Raw genomic sequence first — 16466 nt, 5'->3', positions numbered from 1 at the left:
TGACGCATCGATGCTAATTTAACTGCTTTTGCATTGCCGCGAAGACTGCGCCGCACAGCGCGACGATAGCAATGAAGCGAAAGCCGTCGATAAACGTGAGGAACGACGCTTGCCGCTGAATCGTTTGGGCGATTTGCGCGAGGGCTGCGCCCTGTGCCTGCGAGGCGGGAACGCCCATATGCGTGAGCGCATTGGCGAGCGTATCGAGCGTCTGTCTGAAGATCGGGCTATACGGATTGGCCGCTTCCGTCAAACGAGTGCGGTGCAGTGCCTCGCGATGCTGTTCGAACGCCACGATCGTCGAGACGGCGAACGAGCCGGAGAGTTGGCGCAGGATGTTCTTCAGCCGGTAACCATGGACGAAGCTTTCGTGATCGAACGTGCGGAACGTCAGGTTGGCGACCGGCAGCACGGTAAAGATGCCGAATACGGCCTTGAGGGCCAGCACGCCGTAAAGCTGCGACTGACCGGCGTCGGGCGGCATGGCGGCGAGCCACAGACTGGTAGCGATCGTCATCGCGAAACCGCTCACGATCAGCAATTTTTTGTGCGTTATGAATTTCGCGATGCGGAAGTACGCGACCAGCAGAAGCACGGTGAGCAATGCCGAATAACCGAGCAATTGCCCGGTTCGCTCGAGCGTGAACCCGAGCCCTTGTTCAAGCATGCGCGGCATCAGATAGCTTTGCGTGTTCGCCAGGTAGTAATACGCGGCGTATAGCAACAATCCGACCTGAAACTCCCGTCGGCGCAGCGTTTGCAGGCGAATGAAGGGGGCCGGGTGTTGCCATTGGTGGTAACCGAATCCGACGAGGGCGGCCACGCCCGCGGCGGTCAGCAATGGCAGCCAGGGCGTTTGCAGCCAAAGCGTATACCGCATTTCCTGCATCACGACCTGAAGTGCACCCATGGCCAGCGCGAACGCCATGAACGGCACGAACGGGTAGCGTCCGCCCGTTGCGCGCTCGCGCATGCGACCGGCGTCGGGCACCGTGAACCAGGCGAGCCCCGCGAGCAGCACGGCGGGCGGCGCAGTGCACAGGAACAGCATTCGCCACGAGTATTCGGACACGAGCAGTCCACCGATGAGCGGTGCTGCCGCCGCGCCGGTGAAGAGCAGCAGGGCGAACGTTTGCACGGCTTTGCCGCGACGCTCCGCCGGCACACTCACTTGCGCGAGAATGCGACACGAACTCATCCAGCTTCCCGCACTGAAGCCCTGACAGGCGCGCGCGATCACGAGTTGCGTCACGCTTTCGCTGGTGCCTGCGAGCAGGGCGCCGCAAGCGTAGAGCAGCAATGACGCGCTCAGATACCGCCGATAGCCGATGCGTTCGACGAACCATTGCTGCTTGAGAATGGCGAGGACCGACGCCACGCCGTAGGCCGTCGTCATCCACACGAACTCGTTGGGCGAAGCGTCGACGCCGCCGGAGATGTACACGGCAAAGTAGACGAGCAAGGCGTTTTCGAAGAACTCGAGCCCCGGGATCAGGCCAAGCGCGTAGCGGTACGCTTCGGCGCGTATCGAGCGTATCGGGCGTATCGGGCGCATCGGCAGAGATGGCGGCGAGGCGGCGGAGGCGGCGGAGGCGGTCGGCGTGAGGACAGATTTCATGGCAAGCGTCGCGGGCGATGTTCGACGACGGGCGTGGGGGTTAGCGCGACGAACGCTTGCGCATGCTTGCGGCGCGTTCGGCCAGCAGTTCGTCGGCGGGCACGCCGCGAAGACGCTGCTCGATGTACTTCAGGTCGTGCGCAATTTGGGCTTCGAGTTTTTCCGCCTCGCGCAATTCGCGGCGGACTTGCGACGTGCGCTCGCGTAGCGTATCGAGCTGCGAGTGCAAGGCGTCGCGAACGACATGCAGGTCCTCGTCGCTCATCCGCGATTTGCCGGATTCGACCTGTCGCATGGGGCGCTTGAGCATCTCGGTGATCGCGGCCGTCGAAAAGCCGAGTGAGCGCATGCGCAGAATGCGGCCAAGCGTCGCGAGATCGGCCTCGGTGTAAAGGCGATAGCGCCCACCGCTGCGGGCCGGCACGACGAGGTTGAGTTCTTCGTAATACTTCAGCGTGCGGGCCGTCACGCCGAGCGCGGCGGCGGCCTGACCGACGCTCAGCAGGCGCATGTCGTCAGTCGGCGTTTGCGGGAGTGTCGAGAGAGGAAGATTTGCGGGCATGGCCTGCCTCCGGTCGCAAGATGAACCGAATATTAGCACAACATGTACGTGAACGTTCACGTTTGGGTGGGGCGGTCATCGGAAGCGGGCGATTGGGGTGGCAGAAATGCATCGGCCCGGCCGGCACTGACGCATCTGCGTTTGTACCGGCCGGGCCGATGGGGGGGGGGCTTTCGAGGCGGGGTAGGTGGGGTAGGTGGGGCGTTATCGAGCCCCGAGATTCGGCGCCGTCTCCCAGCGAATGGCGCGAACACCGGGTGTATCGCCGAGCGTCGAAACAAGATGCACGAGCGCTGCGCGACGGCTGCGTTCGCAACGCAGTACGTAGTCAAGTTCCAGCAGATAGCCGCCCGAACGGTCGACGCGAGTGGCTGACTCGGGGGCGAGTTGCTGCGAGCGGAGCGCGTGGCGGACCTTGGCGTCGATCGCGTCGGCTTTCGAGGCGAGCGTGAGCACCACAAGTCGGTATTGAGGCGGCGCGAGCGTGCCTGCCGAGGCAGTGACGGGAATCGACGTCGCAGATGCGGGCGTCAGGCGGGCGCGTGCGCGATCGAACAGGGTGGGGATAAGCATTTGCAGCGTCATGGTGTCCTCCTGAATCAAGGGCATGAGACGGCGGTTGCCGGGGCTTGGCGACGCATCGCGATGCGTTTCCCGCACACTTCCTGCGCCGCGAGGACGCAAGAAGTGTGCGGGAGATGCACGGCGATGCATGAATTCGACGCAAGCGTCGGCAGGCTTTGCGCGCGGTTTGCTGCCGACAGGTCGAGTCGGAGGCAAAAAGACGCGCTAAACGTGCCTTGATCCGAATGTGCGAACACATCCGTCAATCGCTGAACTGCGGCTGAAGTGCGGAAAATCGTGAGCGCTGGGCGAAGTCGCTGGAGACTTTGAGGTCACCAGGATTCGATGCGATCGATGCACTACCGCTGCGGCATGAAGACCGGCAGCGGCAGTCGGTGACGACTGCGGGTTACCGGGCCAACGCCTCGCCGGACATTGCCGACGCTTGCGTGCTACTAGAGCAACTGCCCACGGAAAACTCCGTCGTAATTGGAAAGCACCGATTCTAGGGTTTTGAGACGCGCCTGTAAAGTCGGCGGCCGCGATTTTCGGCGTTTTGTCGCCCAATTGCCCCCATTGACGCCACTTCTTGTGCGATTTGGGAAGTTTCCTGTCTCGTGGGCGCTTGGCCCACTCGCGAGCGTGTACGCGGGCACTGGGGGAAGCGGGCGGGCTTCAGTCGGGCAGGACCTTGCCCGGATTCATCAGGCCGAGCGGGTCGAAGGCGGACTTCAAGGTCCGCATCAACGCAAGTTCGACGGGCGATTTGTATTTCGCCGACGCGTCGCGTTTGAGCTGTCCGAGTCCGTGCTCCGCACTGACGGTGCCGCGATGGGCATGTACGCTGTCGTGGACGGCAGCGGTGACGGTCGTCTGATATTGCTGCAGGAATTCGGCGGGATCGACGCCCTCGGGCGCCATGACGTTGTAATGCAGATTCCCGTCGCCCAGATGGCCGAAGGTGACCATGCGCGCACCGGGCGCAATGCGCTGCACGATCGGATCGGTCGCGTCGAGAAACGCGGGCACCTGGGAAACCGGCACGGCGATGTCGTGCTTGATGTTGAGCCCTGTGGCCGATTGGGCGAGCGGGATGCTCTCGCGCAGATGCCAGAGTGCGTTCGATTGGGCCAGACTGCTCGCAACGATGGCGTCGCGCACGATGCCTTGTTCAACGGCCGTATTCAGCAATCGTTCCAGCAGATCGCGCGCGTGGGCTTCGCTCTCGTTGTCGGAGAGTTCGAGCAGCACGGCCTGCGCATGCGGCTGCGCGAACGGGTAACGCAGCTGCGCGAAGACTGTCGCCACGAGCTGAAGGCAAAAATGCGACATCAACTCGAAGCCCGTAAGCAGCGGTCCCGCCATGCGCTGCGCCAGATTCAGGAGCGCGAGGGCGTGTGCTGGGCTCTCCAGTGCAGCCAGCGCTGTCATGCGCGCGGCCGGTTGTGGGAAAAGTTTGAGCGTCGCCGCCGTGATCAGCCCCAGGGTGCCTTCCGCACCGATAAACAGATCGCGGAGATCGTAACCGGTATTGTCTTTACGCAGCCCGCGCAGCCCCTCCCACAGCGCGCCTTGCGGCGTGACCACTTCCAGGCCGAGGCACAGGTCGCGCGCATTGCCGTAACGCAAGACAGCGGTGCCTCCCGCGTTCGTCGCGAGGTTGCCGCCGATGGTGCAGCTGCCCTCTGCCGCCAGACTCAGCGGGAACAATCGTCCCACCGCCGCTGCGGCTGCCTGCACATTGGCGAGGAGGCAGCCGGCTTCCGCGATCAGCGTCAGATTGTCCGCGTCCACCTGACGGATGCGGTCGAGACGGCGCAGGCTGATGACGACCTGTTGCCCGCTCGTGTCGGGGGTTGCGCCGCCGGCAAGTCCCGTGTTGCCGCCTTGCGGCACCATCGGCACGCGATGACTGACGCACAGACGCACGAGTGCGGCGGCCTGTGCAGCGTTCGCCGGGCGCAGGACGGCGAGGGCGTGTCCCGTATAGCGCTTGCGTTGATCGACGAGATAGCCGCTCGTGTCGGCGTTCTCGAGCAGAACATGGTCGCGGCCCAGCAGGTCGCGGCACGCGGTAAGGAAGAGCGAGTCGTTCATGGCATGGGACTTCACACTGTTCACACTATTCGCAGTATCGCAACGCTTGGCGTCATGGCGTCATGGCGTCATGGCGGCTATGAGGCGATCGCGGTACGTGCCTTTGCCGCCTGTTTGAAGGGCCGCAGGTAAAAGATCGTCGAGACGAAGAACACCACGCACAGCGCCGTTTCCACCCAAGCGAGCGAGGCCGACCTGCCCGTGTCCGTCATGCCGCGCACCACGCCTTCGGCGAGAAACAGCAGAATGAACATGCTCGACCACTGCAGCGTATACAGATTGCCGCGCAACACGCCGCGCAGGGGCAGCATCAGGAGCAGCGCTTTGAGCACCAGCCATGATCCACCGGGACGCAGCGGCGCGAGCCACAACTCCCAAGCAACCGAGAGTGCGATCAGCGTGAGCAGACTCACCGTGCTTATCAGGCGAAGCCCGCGAGCCCCGACAGGCGTGGCGGGTGCAGCGGGTGCTGCGGGTGCGCTGGGCTGCGGGCGGGCGCCGTGGGCATCGGCGACGTGGGGCAAGTCGGGCGGTGTGGCAGTCATGGGCTTGTCTCGAGGGCCTGAACTACTGCGGGGACGGGCGACGCTACGCCCGACGCGGTTCGGCGGACAGCGCGGCGCGCCCGCTTATTCTGCCAGCTTGCACGCGGCACGCGCGAGTCGCGCGCCGAGCGCCGACGCCAACTGGCGCTCATCCGCCGAGAGCGGATTGCCGTCGTGCGCGAAATGGGTCGCGCCGTATGGCGAGCCACCGGTACGTGTGCTGGAGAGCGCGGGCTCAGTATAGGGCAGGCCCATCAGCAGCATGCCGTGATGCAGCAACGGAATCATCATCGATAACAGGGTGCTCTCCTGACCACCGTGCAGGCTCGCGCTTGACGTGAACACGCAGGCCGGTTTTCCGGCGAGCGCACCCGAGAGCCATTGGGGCGTGGTGCCGTCAAGAAAATATTTCAGTGCGGCCGCCATGTTGCCGAAGCGCGTGGGCGATCCGAGCGCGAGTCCCGCGCATTCTTCGAGATCGCGCAATTCGACGTAGGGCGGGCCGCTGTCCGGAATGTCGGGGGCACTGGCTTCGCACACCGTCGAGACGGCAGGCACGGTGCGCACGCGCGCTTGCGCGCCGGGCACGCTGTCGATACCCGCCGCGATGCATTGTGCGAGTTGTGCGGTGGTGCCGTGGCGGCTGTAGTACAGGACGAGGATTTCAGTCATGAAGTCGAATCGGCTGAGGCAAGAGGGCGGGCAAGTCGATGCCGGGAACGTTCGCGAGGAATGGCGACGTCAAACGCAGGGTGGCGTGTTGCGACGTCGCCGATCGATCGGTCACCCCGGCATTCCAGGGCGAGTCGCGGGGCGGAAAAAGACATTGGGCCTTGGGTCGCGCGTGAAAAACGAGCGAAAAGTGCGGGTATTATAGGGCGTTCCTAATGGCGTAACGGATCGGGCGAGATGAACGGTCTTCGGTCTGCCGTGCCAGCGTTATCACTCAGGAGCCCGATTTGCTCAAACTGTCCCGTATCAATTGGAACAACGTTCGCCAACTGCTGAGATACGCGCTTGCGCGTGCTCAGGACGACCGGATTCCCCAAGTGGCGGGTAGTTTGACGTTCACCTCGATCTTGTCGATCGTGCCGCTGTTCGCTGTGACGTTCGCGCTGTTTACGGCCTTTCCGATTTTCAATTCGTTTCGCGACGCCTTGCAGGGCTTCCTGCTCGAGCACTTGATGCCCGAGAGCGTCAATGCCCAGATATTCAACTACTTGAATGAGTTCGCGTCGAAGGCGAAAGGCCTGACGGCGTTCGGTCTGATCGGTTTGCTGGTGACGGCCGTACTCACCTTGATGACCATCGAATCGGCGTTCAACGTGATCTGGCGCGTGCCACGCCCTCGACCGCTCGCGCAGCGCCTGCTGATCTACTGGGGCCTGCTGACGCTCGGGCCGCTGTTGATCGGGGTGAGTCTGTCGATCAGTTCGTACGTCTTCACCCAATCGGTGTCGCTGGTGAGCACGATGCCGCCGGCTGCGGCATCGATGCTCGCGCTGATTCCGCTGGCACTGACCAGCGTGGCGTTCATGCTGATGTATCTCTACATGCCGAATTGCAAGGTGGACTGGCGCGACGCGCTGGTCGGCGGTGTCGTGGCGGCGCTGGCATTCGATCTGACCAAGCGCGGCTTCGGCCTGTACGTGCGGCAGTTCCCGACATACACGGCGGTGTACGGTGCGTTTGCGGCGGTACCGATCTTCCTGCTCTGGATCTATCTGTCGTGGCTGGTGGCGCTGCTCGGTGCGACGATCACGTCGGTGCTGCCTGCGCTGCGCCTCGGTCATTTTCAGTATCCCCGCTTCCCGGGAAGCGACCTGCTCGACGGCCTGACGCTCATCCATTTGCTCAATCTCGATCGGGAGGCTGGCGGTGGCGGGCGCACGGTGGCGCAATTGGCGCGCACGATGCGCACGAGCCTCGATCACGCCAGCGACCTGCTCATTCGGCTTGAGCGCATGGGTTGGGTGGGACGATTGACGATGCAGCCGCCGGCGGAGCGTTGGCTGTTATTGGCGAACCCGCGTACGACGACCCTGGCGCCGCTGGTGGCGCAACTCGCGCTCAACGTCGACGAGTTGGCCCGACAAATGGAGCGCCACGCGCTCGATGGGGCGCACGTTGCCGAAATGCTGCGTGAAGGCAAATGGGACGTGCCGCTTGCCGACGCGCTGCCACGCGACGTCACGCCGGACGATGCCTGTGACGACGCGAGCGAGGACGCGTGCGGGGATGCGGGCGGGGATGCGCCGGGTACGCAGGTCGGCGGTGCTGCGGGGGGCGAAGCCCGCGACGGCAGCGCTAGAGCTTGATGCGGCCGAGGCAAATATCCCGAAACATGACCCAGTCGCCCATCAGGCTGTAGATTGGATGGCGAAACGTGGCGGGCCGGTTCTTCTCGAAAAAGAAGTGACCTACCCACGCGAACGCGTAGCCGCAGACTACGGCTGCGGGCAACCACCACGGATTGCCTGTCGCGGCAAACGCAGCCAGAAAAGCGATCACCCCCCACGAGCCGATGAAATGCAGACGGCGACAGACCGCATTCCGGTGTTCGCCGAGGTAGAACGGATAAAAGTCCGCAAACCGGTGAAACGCAGGTCCATCGTCGCGCGTATCTCGCATGGCAGGTCTCCTCTTTGTCGAAGGTAACGCACTGGGGTGATGTGCTCAGGCTCGCAAGAATGGTACGAGGGCATCGAGCAGCGCGTCCGGCTGCTCCGTCATGATCGCGTGGCCAGCGTTGACGAGCGCTGTCTCAACCGGCGCACCGGCTTCGCGCAGGGCGTCGAGCAGGGTTTGCGCCGCGCGGGGCGGGGTCATCTGATCGCGCCGTCCCAGCACGGCGAGCACTGGACATTTGACGCGTGCGGCCTCCTCCATCCCCTGATCGTAGCGATTGCAGGCCTCGAAATCGGTGAGAAACACCTTGGCGGGATTGCGCCGTGACACGCGCTCCATCAGCCGTTGGTTGCCTCCCCATGTCCAGAAGCCAGGGCCGGGCGCAGAAGGTTTGGCGGCGAGCGTGCTGTGGGACCAGGCATTGACGAGGGCGATGGCTTGCGGTTCACGCTCGGCGGCGGCTTCGAGCAGGGCGTCGGAGACCTTCATTGGATACGCGGTGCCTACCAGGGCGATCCGGGATACCCGCTCGGGATGGCGGGCGGCAGCGTCAAGCGCAATCAGCGAACCCATGCTGTGTCCGACCCAGGCCGCCTTGCCGATCCCGGCGGCATCGAGCACGGCGACGACGCAATCGGCCATCTCGCCAATCGACTTCAACGGGGCGCCTGTGCTGCGGACGTGCCCCGGCAAATCGAGCGCGAGCACGTTCATGCCGTGATGAGCAAGGTACCGGCTCTGTAACCCCCACACGCTGTGATCGTGCTGTGCGCCGTGCAAAAAAACGACCGTCGGCTGTGCGGGATTCATCGATTTGCCGCCGGTGTAAGCGTAGACGTTGCCGCCGTCGATGTCGAAGTTCATCGCGCTTGTCCCCTGGAGGTGGATTTGGCGGCCGCCTTGAGGCCGTGTTTGAGGTCCTCGATCAGGTCGTCGGGGTCTTCCAGCCCGATCGACAGGCGTAGGGTGCCTTCTTCGATGCCTGCGGCCGCGAGCGCCGCGGCGTCCATTCGGAAATGCGTCGTCGAGGCCGGGTGAATGACAAGCGAGCGCGCGTCGCCGACGTTGGCCAGATGCGAAAAGAGCTGTAGCGACTCGATGAAGCGGCGCCCCGATTCGCGGTCTCCTTTCAGGTTGAAGCTGAACACGGCGCCAGCACCGCGCGGCAATAGCCGCTTGGCGAGCGCGTGATCGGGGTGCGACGACAGCTCGGGGTAGGCGACGCTTGCCACGGCGTCGTGCCCGGCCAGAAATTCCACGATGCGACGCGCGTTGTCCACGTGCCGGGCCATGCGAAGCGGCAGCGTCTCGATCCCTTGCAGCAATTGCCACGCGGCTTGCGGATGCAGGCATGCGCCGAAGTCGCGCAATCCCTCGCGTCGCGCGCGCAGCAGGAACGGCGCGACGGTATTTTCCTCGGCGAAAACCATGCCGTGGAATCCATCGTAAGGCTCGGTGAGTTCGGGAAATTTGCCGCTGCGCTCGAAATCGAATGTGCCGCCGTCGATCAGAACGCCGCCGATCGTCGTGCCGTGCCCCCCCAGGAATTTGGTTGCCGAGTGATAGATGAGATCGGCGCCATGATCGAAGGGGCGGATAAGCCACGGCGTGGTGAACGTGCTGTCGATCAGCAAGGGCACGCCTGCATCGTGAGCGATCTCGGCGACTTGCGGAATGTCGAGAACATCGAGCCCCGGGTTGCCGAGCGTTTCACCGAAGAACAGACGGGTCTCGGGGCGCACTGCGGCCCGCCAGCCGGCCAGATCGCCAGGACGAACGAAGGTGGTGTCGATGCCGAAACGGCGCAGCGTGTAATGCAGCAGATTGTGCGATCCGCCGTACAGCGCACCCGACGCCACGATGTGTGAGCCCGCGCCCATCAGCGTGGCGATGGCCAGATGCAGCGCGGCCTGACCGCTTGCCGTAGAGATAGCGCCCACCCCGTTCTCCAGCGCGGCCATGCGCTCTTCGAAAACGGCATTGGTCGGATTCGAAATGCGCGAGTAAACATGGCCGGCGCGCTCCATGTTGAAGCGTGCAGCGGCCTGGTCGGTGTCGGCGAAGACGAACGACGTGGTTTGATAGATGGGGGTGGCGCGCGCCCCCGTGACAGGGTCGGGCGCAGCCCCGGCGTGCAGGGCGAGCGTGTCGAAATGCGGTGCAGACATGTCGGAGAGGGCCTCGCAGTTGGCTTGATGTTGGCGCGTGATCCGGACGCGACCTATGCGGCAATCCTAGCACCACCGCCGTGCCCGCCAACAGGCTTTGCTGCACGCGTTCGAGAAATTGCGGTGTCGTCCGATGCCTCGGGTGCGCAGATGTCTGACCGATGGCACAGAATCGGCTGAAAACCCACGCCGCACGGCCATGTGCACGTCGTGTTCCTTTCCTTTTCAAGCGCTTTCCGATAGCATCTTTCGAACATGTTCTAATAATTATTCGCGCGGAGACAACGGCGTGCCCGCCGGCGATCCGTCTCGCTTGCCGAAGTGTGGCAATACGTCCGGCGGCAGCGTTCTGCCACGGTTGCCCGAGCAACACAAAGAGGAGTGTGTGCCATGCGTGTGTCTGACATCCTGAAAGTGAAGGGCAACACCCTTTTCACCGTGACCCCGGAGACGTCGTTGGCCGATGCCGTCGACACAATGGCCGAGCACGACATCGGTTCGCTTGTCGTGATGGAGTACGGCGATCTCGTGGGTATGCTCACGTTCCGCGAAATCATCAACACGATCAGCCAGAATGGGGGTACGGTCGGCGGCTCGACGATTCGCAAGGTCATGGACGATCATCCGCTCACGTGCACGCCGGAGACCGATGTGAACGAAGTGCGGCGCATGATGCTCGAGCGGCATGCCCGTTACCTGCCGGTGATGGATAATCGCACGCTCATGGGGGTGATTTCCTTCTACGACGTGGCGCGCGCGGTCGTCGAGGAGCAATCCTTCGAGAACCGCATGCTCAAGGCCTACATTCGCGACTGGCCGGCCGGGGAAGCGGAAAACGCCAAGTGAGTGAGGCCAGTCAGCGCGGGGCACGCGGCGAGGGCCACCAATCACGATTGCTGAAGGAACGACGCTTTGCGCCGTTTTTCTGGACGCAGTTTCTGGGCGCGATGAACGACAACGTGTTCAAGATCGCGTTCACTTCACTTGTCACCTATCACGCATCGCTTTTTCAGGACGTCGACGGCAAAACGGCGGCGTTCCTCATTTCGGCCATCTTCATTGCGCCGTTCCTTTTGTTTTCCGCCACCAGCGGCCAGATTGCCGATAAGTGGGACAAGGCGCGCCTGATCCGCTTCGTGAAGACACTGGAGATCGCGATCATGGCCGTTGGCGCTGCCGGTTTCCTCTGGACGAGCGCACCGTTGCTATACGCCTGTACGTTTCTGATGGGGCTGCATTCCACGCTCTTCGGACCGGTGAAGTACGCCTATCTGCCTCAGCATCTCGCCAATCACGAACTGGTGGGCGGCAATGGTCTTGTCGAGATGGGCACGTTCGTCGCGATTCTGATCGGCACGATCATCGGCGGCGAGATGGCTGGCGCGGGCGGCGGCTCACTGCCGTGGATCGGGGGCGTTTGCGTCGGATTGGCATTGTTGGGGCGTCTGGTGTCGACTTGGGTGCCGCAAACACCTGCAGCGCAGCCGGATCTTCGCATCAACTGGAATCCGTTCACCGAGACCTGGCGAAATCTCCGCATTGCACGCACGGACCGCGCGGTCTTCCAGAGCCTGCTTGGCATTTCCTGGCTTTGGTTTCTCGGGGCAACCTTTCTCGCCTCGTTTTTCAATTTCGCCCATGACGTGCTGGGGGCCGGCCCAGGCGTCGTAACGCTGCTGCTGGCCATGTTCTCCTTGGGTATCGGGGCCGGCTCGCTGCTGTGCGAGCGGCTCTCGGGCGGCAAGGTGGAAATCGGTCTGGTGCCGTTTGGCTCGATCGGCATGACCGTGTTCGCTGTCGATCTATATTTTGCGAGCCGGGGCGGCGGCGCCGGTGCCACCGGCGCCGCATTGCAGACCGTGGGGCACTTCGTCGCGCAGCCCGGCCATTGGCGCATTCTGGCGGATTTGTTCCTGCTCGCGATGTTCGGTGGTTTCTACAGCGTGCCGTTATACGCGTTGATCCAAAGCCGTAGCGCGCCGTCGCACCGCGCACGCATCATCGCGGCGAACAATATTCTCAACGCGCTGTTCATGGTCGTGTCGGCACTCATGGCGATGGCGATCACAAGCGCCGGCTTCAGCATCGATCAACTCTATCTATTCACCGGCATTCTCAATGCGCTGGTTGCGATCTATCTATACACGCTGCTCCCGGAGTTCCTGATTCGCTTCGTGATGTGGCTGCTGTTGCACACCCTCTATCGCATTGACGTCAAAGGGGCTGACCAGATCCCGGATGACGGGCCATGCCTGCTGGTTTGCAATCACGTGAGCTTCGCCGACGCCGTGGTGATCGGCGCGTCGATTCGGCGGCCGATTCGCTTTGTGATGGACCATCGGATTTTCCGCATTCCAGTGCTGTCATGGTTCTTCCGCGCGGTGGGCGCGATTCCGATTGCCCCCGCCCACGAGGACGCGGCCGGGCTCGACGGGGCCTACAAGCGGATCGCAGAAGCGTTGGACGCGGGCGAGGTCGTTTGCATTTTTCCGGAGGGCAAGCTGACGGCGTCCGGCGAAGTGCAGGTCTTCCGCCAGGGCGTGCGGCGCATTGTCGAACGCACGCCGGTGCCGGTGGTGCCGATGGCCTTGCGGGGTCTTTGGGGCAGTTTCTTTTCGAGACATGGCGGCGCGGCGATGACGCGGCCATTCAAGCGCGGCATTCTGAACAGGCTTGAGCTGGTCATCGGTGAGCCGGTGGCGCCCGCCCAAGCCACTCCCGAGGCGCTGCGCGAAAAGGTGCTCAAGCTTCGTGGACCCTGGCCGGTCTGAGCGGGCGCGTCCGGCGTTGAGCGCGACGCGGCTCGGAACGCTCCGAAGCCGTGCCAGATCGGCGCGCAAAATGCCGCGATTGCGTCATTTTGCGCCACGGTGTGCCGCACGGGACGGGGCGGCGCAGCGGGATCGCTGGCATAATAGGCCTTTCCCGTCCTCCCCAAACCTGATCCCCGTATGTCTGGCAATACGCTTGGAACTCTGTTTACCGTCACCACTTTCGGCGAGTCGCATGGCCCGGCCATTGGCTGCGTGATCGACGGCTGTCCGCCGGGAATGGCGCTCGTGGAGGCCGACATTCAGATGGAACTGGATCGGCGCCGTCCTGGCACGTCTCGCCACGTCACGCAACGCAATGAGCCGGACGCCGTCGAGATTCTCTCCGGCGTGTTCGAAGGCGTCACGACGGGTACGCCGATCGCGCTGCTTATCCGCAATACCGATCAACGCAGCAAGGACTACGGCAATATCGTCCAGACATTCCGCCCCGGACATGCCGACTACACCTATCTGCAAAAATACGGCGTGCGAGATTATCGGGGGGGCGGACGTTCATCGGCGCGTCTCACGGCGCCGGTCGTCGCGGCGGGGGCGGTCGCCAAAAAATGGCTGGCCGAGCGGTATGGGGTACAGATATACGGCTGCATGACGCAGCTCGGTGACATCGAAGTTGCGCAGACGGACTGGTCGCAAGTGTCGCAGAACCCGTTCTTTGCGGCCAATGCGGAAATCGTCCCGCAACTGGAAGCGTATATGGACGACCTTCGCAAGGAAGGCAATTCCGTCGGGGCCAGGATTCGTGTGGTGGCGACCGGTGTTCCGGTGGGGCTTGGCGAGCCGCTGTTCGATCGTCTGGACGCCGATATCGCCCACGCAATGATGGGGCTGAATGCGGTCAAGGGGGTGGAGATCGGCGCAGGTTTTCGCAGCGTCACGCAAAAGGGGACGGAGCACGGCGACGAACTGACACCGGAAGGTTTCGTCGGTAATAACGCCGGCGGCATTCTCGGTGGCATTTCGACCGGGCAGGACATCGACGTGTCGATCGCCATCAAACCCACGTCGAGTATTCGTACGCCGCGTCGTTCGATCGACGTTGCCGGTCAGCCGTCGATGGTGGAGACTTTCGGCCGCCATGATCCGTGCGTAGGTATTCGTGCGACGCCGATCGCTGAAGCGTTGCTGGCGCTTGTGCTGATCGATCATGCGCTGCGTCACCGCGCGCAGTGCGGTGACGCGCAGGTGAGCACGCCGGTCATCGCCGCGCGCGCACCGGAGTGAAGGCGCGGGGCTGACGAGTCGCGTGGTGGCTACCGCGCGTCGTTGACCTGCGTCGAAGCGAAAAGCCAGACAAGTTGTCTGGCTTTTTTGCGTCCTATTCCTTGCAATGGGTAACAGGGCGTTCGTCCCCGGCCGTGTAGAGCGTGCCTTCCGGCCCTTTGCTCCACCAGATGAGCGTCGGCCCGACGTGCTTTTCCCCGCTCGCGGCACGTGCAGGCTTGAGGACCTCGCGCTTCCCCAGCCAATAGAGTGTAACGTTGCCGCCGAGGTTGTGATCGTCATAGACGACCAACGCGACGTGGCGGTTGTCACACAGGTAGGACACCGATTTTGCCTGCACGGCGCTGCCGCTGAGCGCGAGGCTGGCCATCAGTGCCAAGCCTGGCAGCCTTGCGGAAATTCTCGACATCACGCCTCCTTCCCGTTGACGTTGATATGGAACCGACATTGCGACGCCCCGGCGTGATGGGGTGATGGGGTGATGGGGCAATAGGGCAATAGTGCGCTCAAACAAAAACCGCCGGACGAACCGGCGGCAGTACGCCATCACATGTTCGGATAGTTCGGCCCGCCCCCCCCTTCCGGGGTGACCCACACGATGTTCTGCGTCGGGTCCTTGATGTCGCACGTCTTGCAGTGGACGCAGTTCTGGGCGTTGATTTGCAAACGTTCGGCGTCGTCGTCGTTCTTCACGAATTCATAGACGCCGGCCGGGCAATAACGCTGCTCCGGTCCGGCGTACTCGGCCAGATTGATACCGACCGGCACGCTGGGATCCTTGAGCGTGAGGTGCGCCGGCTGATTCTCTTCGTGGTTGGTATTGGAGATGAAGACCGACGACAGACGATCGAACGTGAGCTTGCCGTCCGGCTTCGGGTAGACGATCGGCTGGCATTGCGCCGCAGGAAGCAGGCATTCGTGATCGGCCTTCTTGCGGTGAATCGTCCAGGGCATCTTGCCGCCAAGCAATTTTTGCTCGATGCCGGTCATGAGCGTGGCCACGGTCAGGCCCTTCTTGAACCACTGCTTGAAGTTGCGCGCCTTGTTGAGCTCTTCATGCAGCCACGACTGCTCGAACGCTGCCGGATAGGCCGTGAGCTCGTCGCGCTGACGCTCGGCGATATGTGCGTCGAACGCGGCGTCGGCCGCCATCATGCCGCTCTTGATGGCGGCGTGGCTGCCCTTGATGCGGCTCACGTTCAGGAAGCCCGCCTCGCAACCGACCAGTGCGCCGCCCTTGAAGACGAGCTTGGGCAGTGCCAGCAATCCGCCTGCCGTGATGGCGCGCGCGCCGTACGAGACGCGTTTGCCGCCTTCGAGGAAATGACGAATCGACGGATGCGTCTTGTAGCGCTGGAATTCTTCGAACGGCGACAGATACGGATTGCTGTAATCGAGGCCGACGATGAAGCCGACGGCAACCTGGTGATTCGGCAAGTGATAGAGGAAAGATCCGCCGTAGGTTTGCGCATTGAGCGGCCAGCCGGCCGTGTGGATGACGAGGCCCTCCTTGTGCTTGGCCGGATCGATTTCCCACAGCTCCTTGATGCCCAGACCGTAGGCCTGCGGATCGCGGCCGCTATCGAGATTGAATTTGCGCATCAACTGGCGGCCGAGGCTGCCGCGGGCGCCTTCGGAGAAGATCGTGTACTTGGCATGCAACTCCATGCCGAGTTGGAAGTTCTCGGTCGGCTCTCCGTCTTTGCCGACACCCATGTTGCCGGTGGCCACGCCCATGACCGCGCCGTTCTCGTCGTACAGGATCTCGGCGGCCGGGAAGCCCGGGAAGATCTCGACGCCCAGCGCTTCGGCCTGCTGGCCGAGCCAGCGCACGACGTTGCCAAGGCTGATGACGTAATTGCCGTGATTCTGGAAACAGGCAGGCAGCAACCACGACGGCGTGGCGGTCGCACCGGTCTCGTTCAGGAACAGAAAGCGATCTTCGACGACGGGGGTGTCGAGTGGCGCGCCGCGTTCTTTCCAGTCGGGGATGAGCTCGGTCAATGCCCGCGGATCCATGACCGCGCCGGACAGGATGTGGGCACCGATTTCCGAGCCCTTTTCCAGCACGCACACGGAAATTTCCTTGCCCGCCTCCTGCGCGCGTTGCTTCAAACGGATTGCCGTGGACAGGCCGGCCGGGCCGCCGCCGACAACGACGACGTCGTACTCCATCGACTCCCTCGGGCCGTACTGCTCAAGCAGCTTGGGATCCATTGATGCTCCTGT

The 16466-nt window shown here is 63.3% G+C and carries 15 protein-coding genes; 4 read left to right on the top strand and 11 right to left on the bottom strand.

Annotated elements, in window-relative coordinates; translation table 11 throughout:
- Positions 1–13: 13 nt before the first annotated feature.
- The 6 genes from ACE3UG_RS08760 to wrbA all read right to left on the bottom strand — a co-directional run bounded on the left by ACE3UG_RS08760 (position 14) and on the right by wrbA (position 6058).
- Positions 14–1618, bottom strand: coding sequence for an MFS transporter (locus tag ACE3UG_RS08760; protein WP_374622393.1), 1605 nt, complete (start codon positions 1616–1618; stop codon positions 14–16).
- 40 nt (positions 1619–1658) lie between these two features.
- Positions 1659–2180, bottom strand: coding sequence for a MerR family transcriptional regulator (locus ACE3UG_RS08755; RefSeq protein WP_374622391.1), 522 nt, complete (start codon positions 2178–2180; stop codon positions 1659–1661).
- A gap of 204 nt (positions 2181–2384) precedes the next feature.
- On the bottom strand, positions 2385–2765 hold the full coding sequence (locus ACE3UG_RS08750; protein WP_374622388.1) for a hypothetical protein: 381 nt from the start codon (positions 2763–2765) through the stop codon (positions 2385–2387).
- Positions 2766–3419: 654 nt separating this feature from the next.
- A complete protein-coding gene (locus tag ACE3UG_RS08745) occupies positions 3420–4841 on the bottom strand; it encodes an FAD-binding oxidoreductase (RefSeq protein WP_374622385.1) in 1422 nt (473 codons plus the stop codon).
- A 77-nt stretch (positions 4842–4918) separates the two neighbouring features.
- Positions 4919–5386 carry a DUF2069 domain-containing protein gene (locus tag ACE3UG_RS08740; protein WP_374622383.1) on the bottom strand — a complete coding sequence of 156 codons (468 nt, stop codon included), beginning with the start codon at positions 5384–5386 and terminating at the stop codon, positions 4919–4921.
- 84 nt (positions 5387–5470) lie between these two features.
- The gene (gene wrbA, locus ACE3UG_RS08735; RefSeq protein WP_039397667.1) at positions 5471–6058 is read right to left on the bottom strand and encodes an NAD(P)H:quinone oxidoreductase; all 588 of its coding nucleotides are present in this window, start codon (positions 6056–6058) and stop codon (positions 5471–5473) included.
- A gap of 287 nt (positions 6059–6345) precedes the next feature.
- On the opposite strand from wrbA, the gene ACE3UG_RS08730 reads away from it, so the two are divergent.
- Positions 6346–7704 carry a YihY family inner membrane protein gene (locus ACE3UG_RS08730; protein WP_374622380.1) on the top strand — a complete coding sequence of 453 codons (1359 nt, stop codon included), beginning with the start codon at positions 6346–6348 and terminating at the stop codon, positions 7702–7704.
- Here the strand turns inward: ACE3UG_RS08730 and ACE3UG_RS08725 are convergent.
- Genes ACE3UG_RS08725 through ACE3UG_RS08715 form a run of 3 tightly spaced genes read right to left on the bottom strand, consistent with a single transcriptional unit; the run spans position 7694 to position 10182 of the window.
- Entirely contained in the window at positions 7694–8017 is a 324-nt protein-coding gene (locus tag ACE3UG_RS08725) for an Mpo1-like protein (protein WP_374622377.1), read from the bottom strand. The two genes, ACE3UG_RS08730 and ACE3UG_RS08725, sit on opposite strands and share 11 nt — an antisense overlap.
- 45 nt (positions 8018–8062) lie before the next feature.
- A complete protein-coding gene (locus ACE3UG_RS08720; protein WP_374622374.1) occupies positions 8063–8878 on the bottom strand; it encodes an alpha/beta fold hydrolase in 816 nt (271 codons plus the stop codon).
- Entirely contained in the window at positions 8875–10182 is a 1308-nt protein-coding gene (locus ACE3UG_RS08715) for an O-acetylhomoserine aminocarboxypropyltransferase (RefSeq protein ID WP_374622371.1), read from the bottom strand. The genes ACE3UG_RS08720 and ACE3UG_RS08715 overlap by 4 nt, the downstream gene beginning before the upstream one ends.
- A 390-nt stretch (positions 10183–10572) precedes the next feature.
- Between ACE3UG_RS08715 and ACE3UG_RS08710 the strand changes: the two genes are divergently transcribed.
- The 3 genes from ACE3UG_RS08710 to aroC all read left to right on the top strand — a co-directional run bounded on the left by ACE3UG_RS08710 (position 10573) and on the right by aroC (position 14237).
- Positions 10573–11028, top strand: coding sequence for a CBS domain-containing protein (locus tag ACE3UG_RS08710; RefSeq protein WP_374622369.1), 456 nt, complete (start codon positions 10573–10575; stop codon positions 11026–11028).
- Entirely contained in the window at positions 11025–12953 is a 1929-nt protein-coding gene (locus ACE3UG_RS08705) for an MFS transporter (protein ID WP_374622366.1), read from the top strand. The genes ACE3UG_RS08710 and ACE3UG_RS08705 overlap by 4 nt, the downstream gene beginning before the upstream one ends.
- 180 nt (positions 12954–13133) lie before the next feature.
- The gene (aroC, locus tag ACE3UG_RS08700) at positions 13134–14237 is read left to right on the top strand and encodes a chorismate synthase (RefSeq protein ID WP_374622364.1); all 1104 of its coding nucleotides are present in this window, start codon (positions 13134–13136) and stop codon (positions 14235–14237) included.
- Between the two features lie 94 nt (positions 14238–14331).
- Here the strand turns inward: aroC and ACE3UG_RS08695 are convergent, their stop codons facing one another.
- Complete coding sequence (locus ACE3UG_RS08695; RefSeq protein ID WP_374622361.1) at positions 14332–14646, bottom strand: MliC family protein; 315 nt, start codon at positions 14644–14646, stop codon at positions 14332–14334.
- Between the two features lie 137 nt (positions 14647–14783).
- Positions 14784–16454 carry an electron transfer flavoprotein-ubiquinone oxidoreductase gene (locus ACE3UG_RS08690; protein ID WP_374622358.1) on the bottom strand — a complete coding sequence of 557 codons (1671 nt, stop codon included), beginning with the start codon at positions 16452–16454 and terminating at the stop codon, positions 14784–14786.
- Between the last annotated feature and the right edge of the window lie 12 nt (positions 16455–16466).

The sequence above is a fragment of the Pandoraea sp. genome (assembly GCF_041919235.1).
Taxonomy (GTDB): Bacteria; Pseudomonadota; Gammaproteobacteria; order Burkholderiales; family Burkholderiaceae; genus Pandoraea.
Note: the sequence above shows the minus strand (reverse complement) of the source record. Positions and strands in the feature narration are given on the sequence as shown.

Coding starts and splice junctions, on each gene's coding strand:
- ACE3UG_RS08725 (WP_374622377.1), bottom strand. CDS start 8,017: ATGCGAGATACGCGCGACGATGGACCTGCGTTTCACCGGTTTGCGGAC.
- ACE3UG_RS08720 (WP_374622374.1), bottom strand. CDS start 8,878: ATGAACTTCGACATCGACGGCGGCAACGTCTACGCTTACACCGGCGGC.
- wrbA (WP_039397667.1), bottom strand. CDS start 6,058: ATGACTGAAATCCTCGTCCTGTACTACAGCCGCCACGGCACCACCGCA.
- ACE3UG_RS08760 (WP_374622393.1), bottom strand. CDS start 1,618: ATGAAATCTGTCCTCACGCCGACCGCCTCCGCCGCCTCCGCCGCCTCG.
- ACE3UG_RS08755 (WP_374622391.1), bottom strand. CDS start 2,180: ATGCCCGCAAATCTTCCTCTCTCGACACTCCCGCAAACGCCGACTGAC.
- aroC (WP_374622364.1), top strand. CDS start 13,134: ATGTCTGGCAATACGCTTGGAACTCTGTTTACCGTCACCACTTTCGGC.
- ACE3UG_RS08695 (WP_374622361.1), bottom strand. CDS start 14,646: ATGTCGAGAATTTCCGCAAGGCTGCCAGGCTTGGCACTGATGGCCAGC.
- ACE3UG_RS08750 (WP_374622388.1), bottom strand. CDS start 2,765: ATGACGCTGCAAATGCTTATCCCCACCCTGTTCGATCGCGCACGCGCC.
- ACE3UG_RS08745 (WP_374622385.1), bottom strand. CDS start 4,841: ATGAACGACTCGCTCTTCCTTACCGCGTGCCGCGACCTGCTGGGCCGC.
- ACE3UG_RS08740 (WP_374622383.1), bottom strand. CDS start 5,386: ATGACTGCCACACCGCCCGACTTGCCCCACGTCGCCGATGCCCACGGC.
- ACE3UG_RS08690 (WP_374622358.1), bottom strand. CDS start 16,454: ATGGATCCCAAGCTGCTTGAGCAGTACGGCCCGAGGGAGTCGATGGAG.
- ACE3UG_RS08710 (WP_374622369.1), top strand. CDS start 10,573: ATGCGTGTGTCTGACATCCTGAAAGTGAAGGGCAACACCCTTTTCACC.
- ACE3UG_RS08715 (WP_374622371.1), bottom strand. CDS start 10,182: ATGTCTGCACCGCATTTCGACACGCTCGCCCTGCACGCCGGGGCTGCG.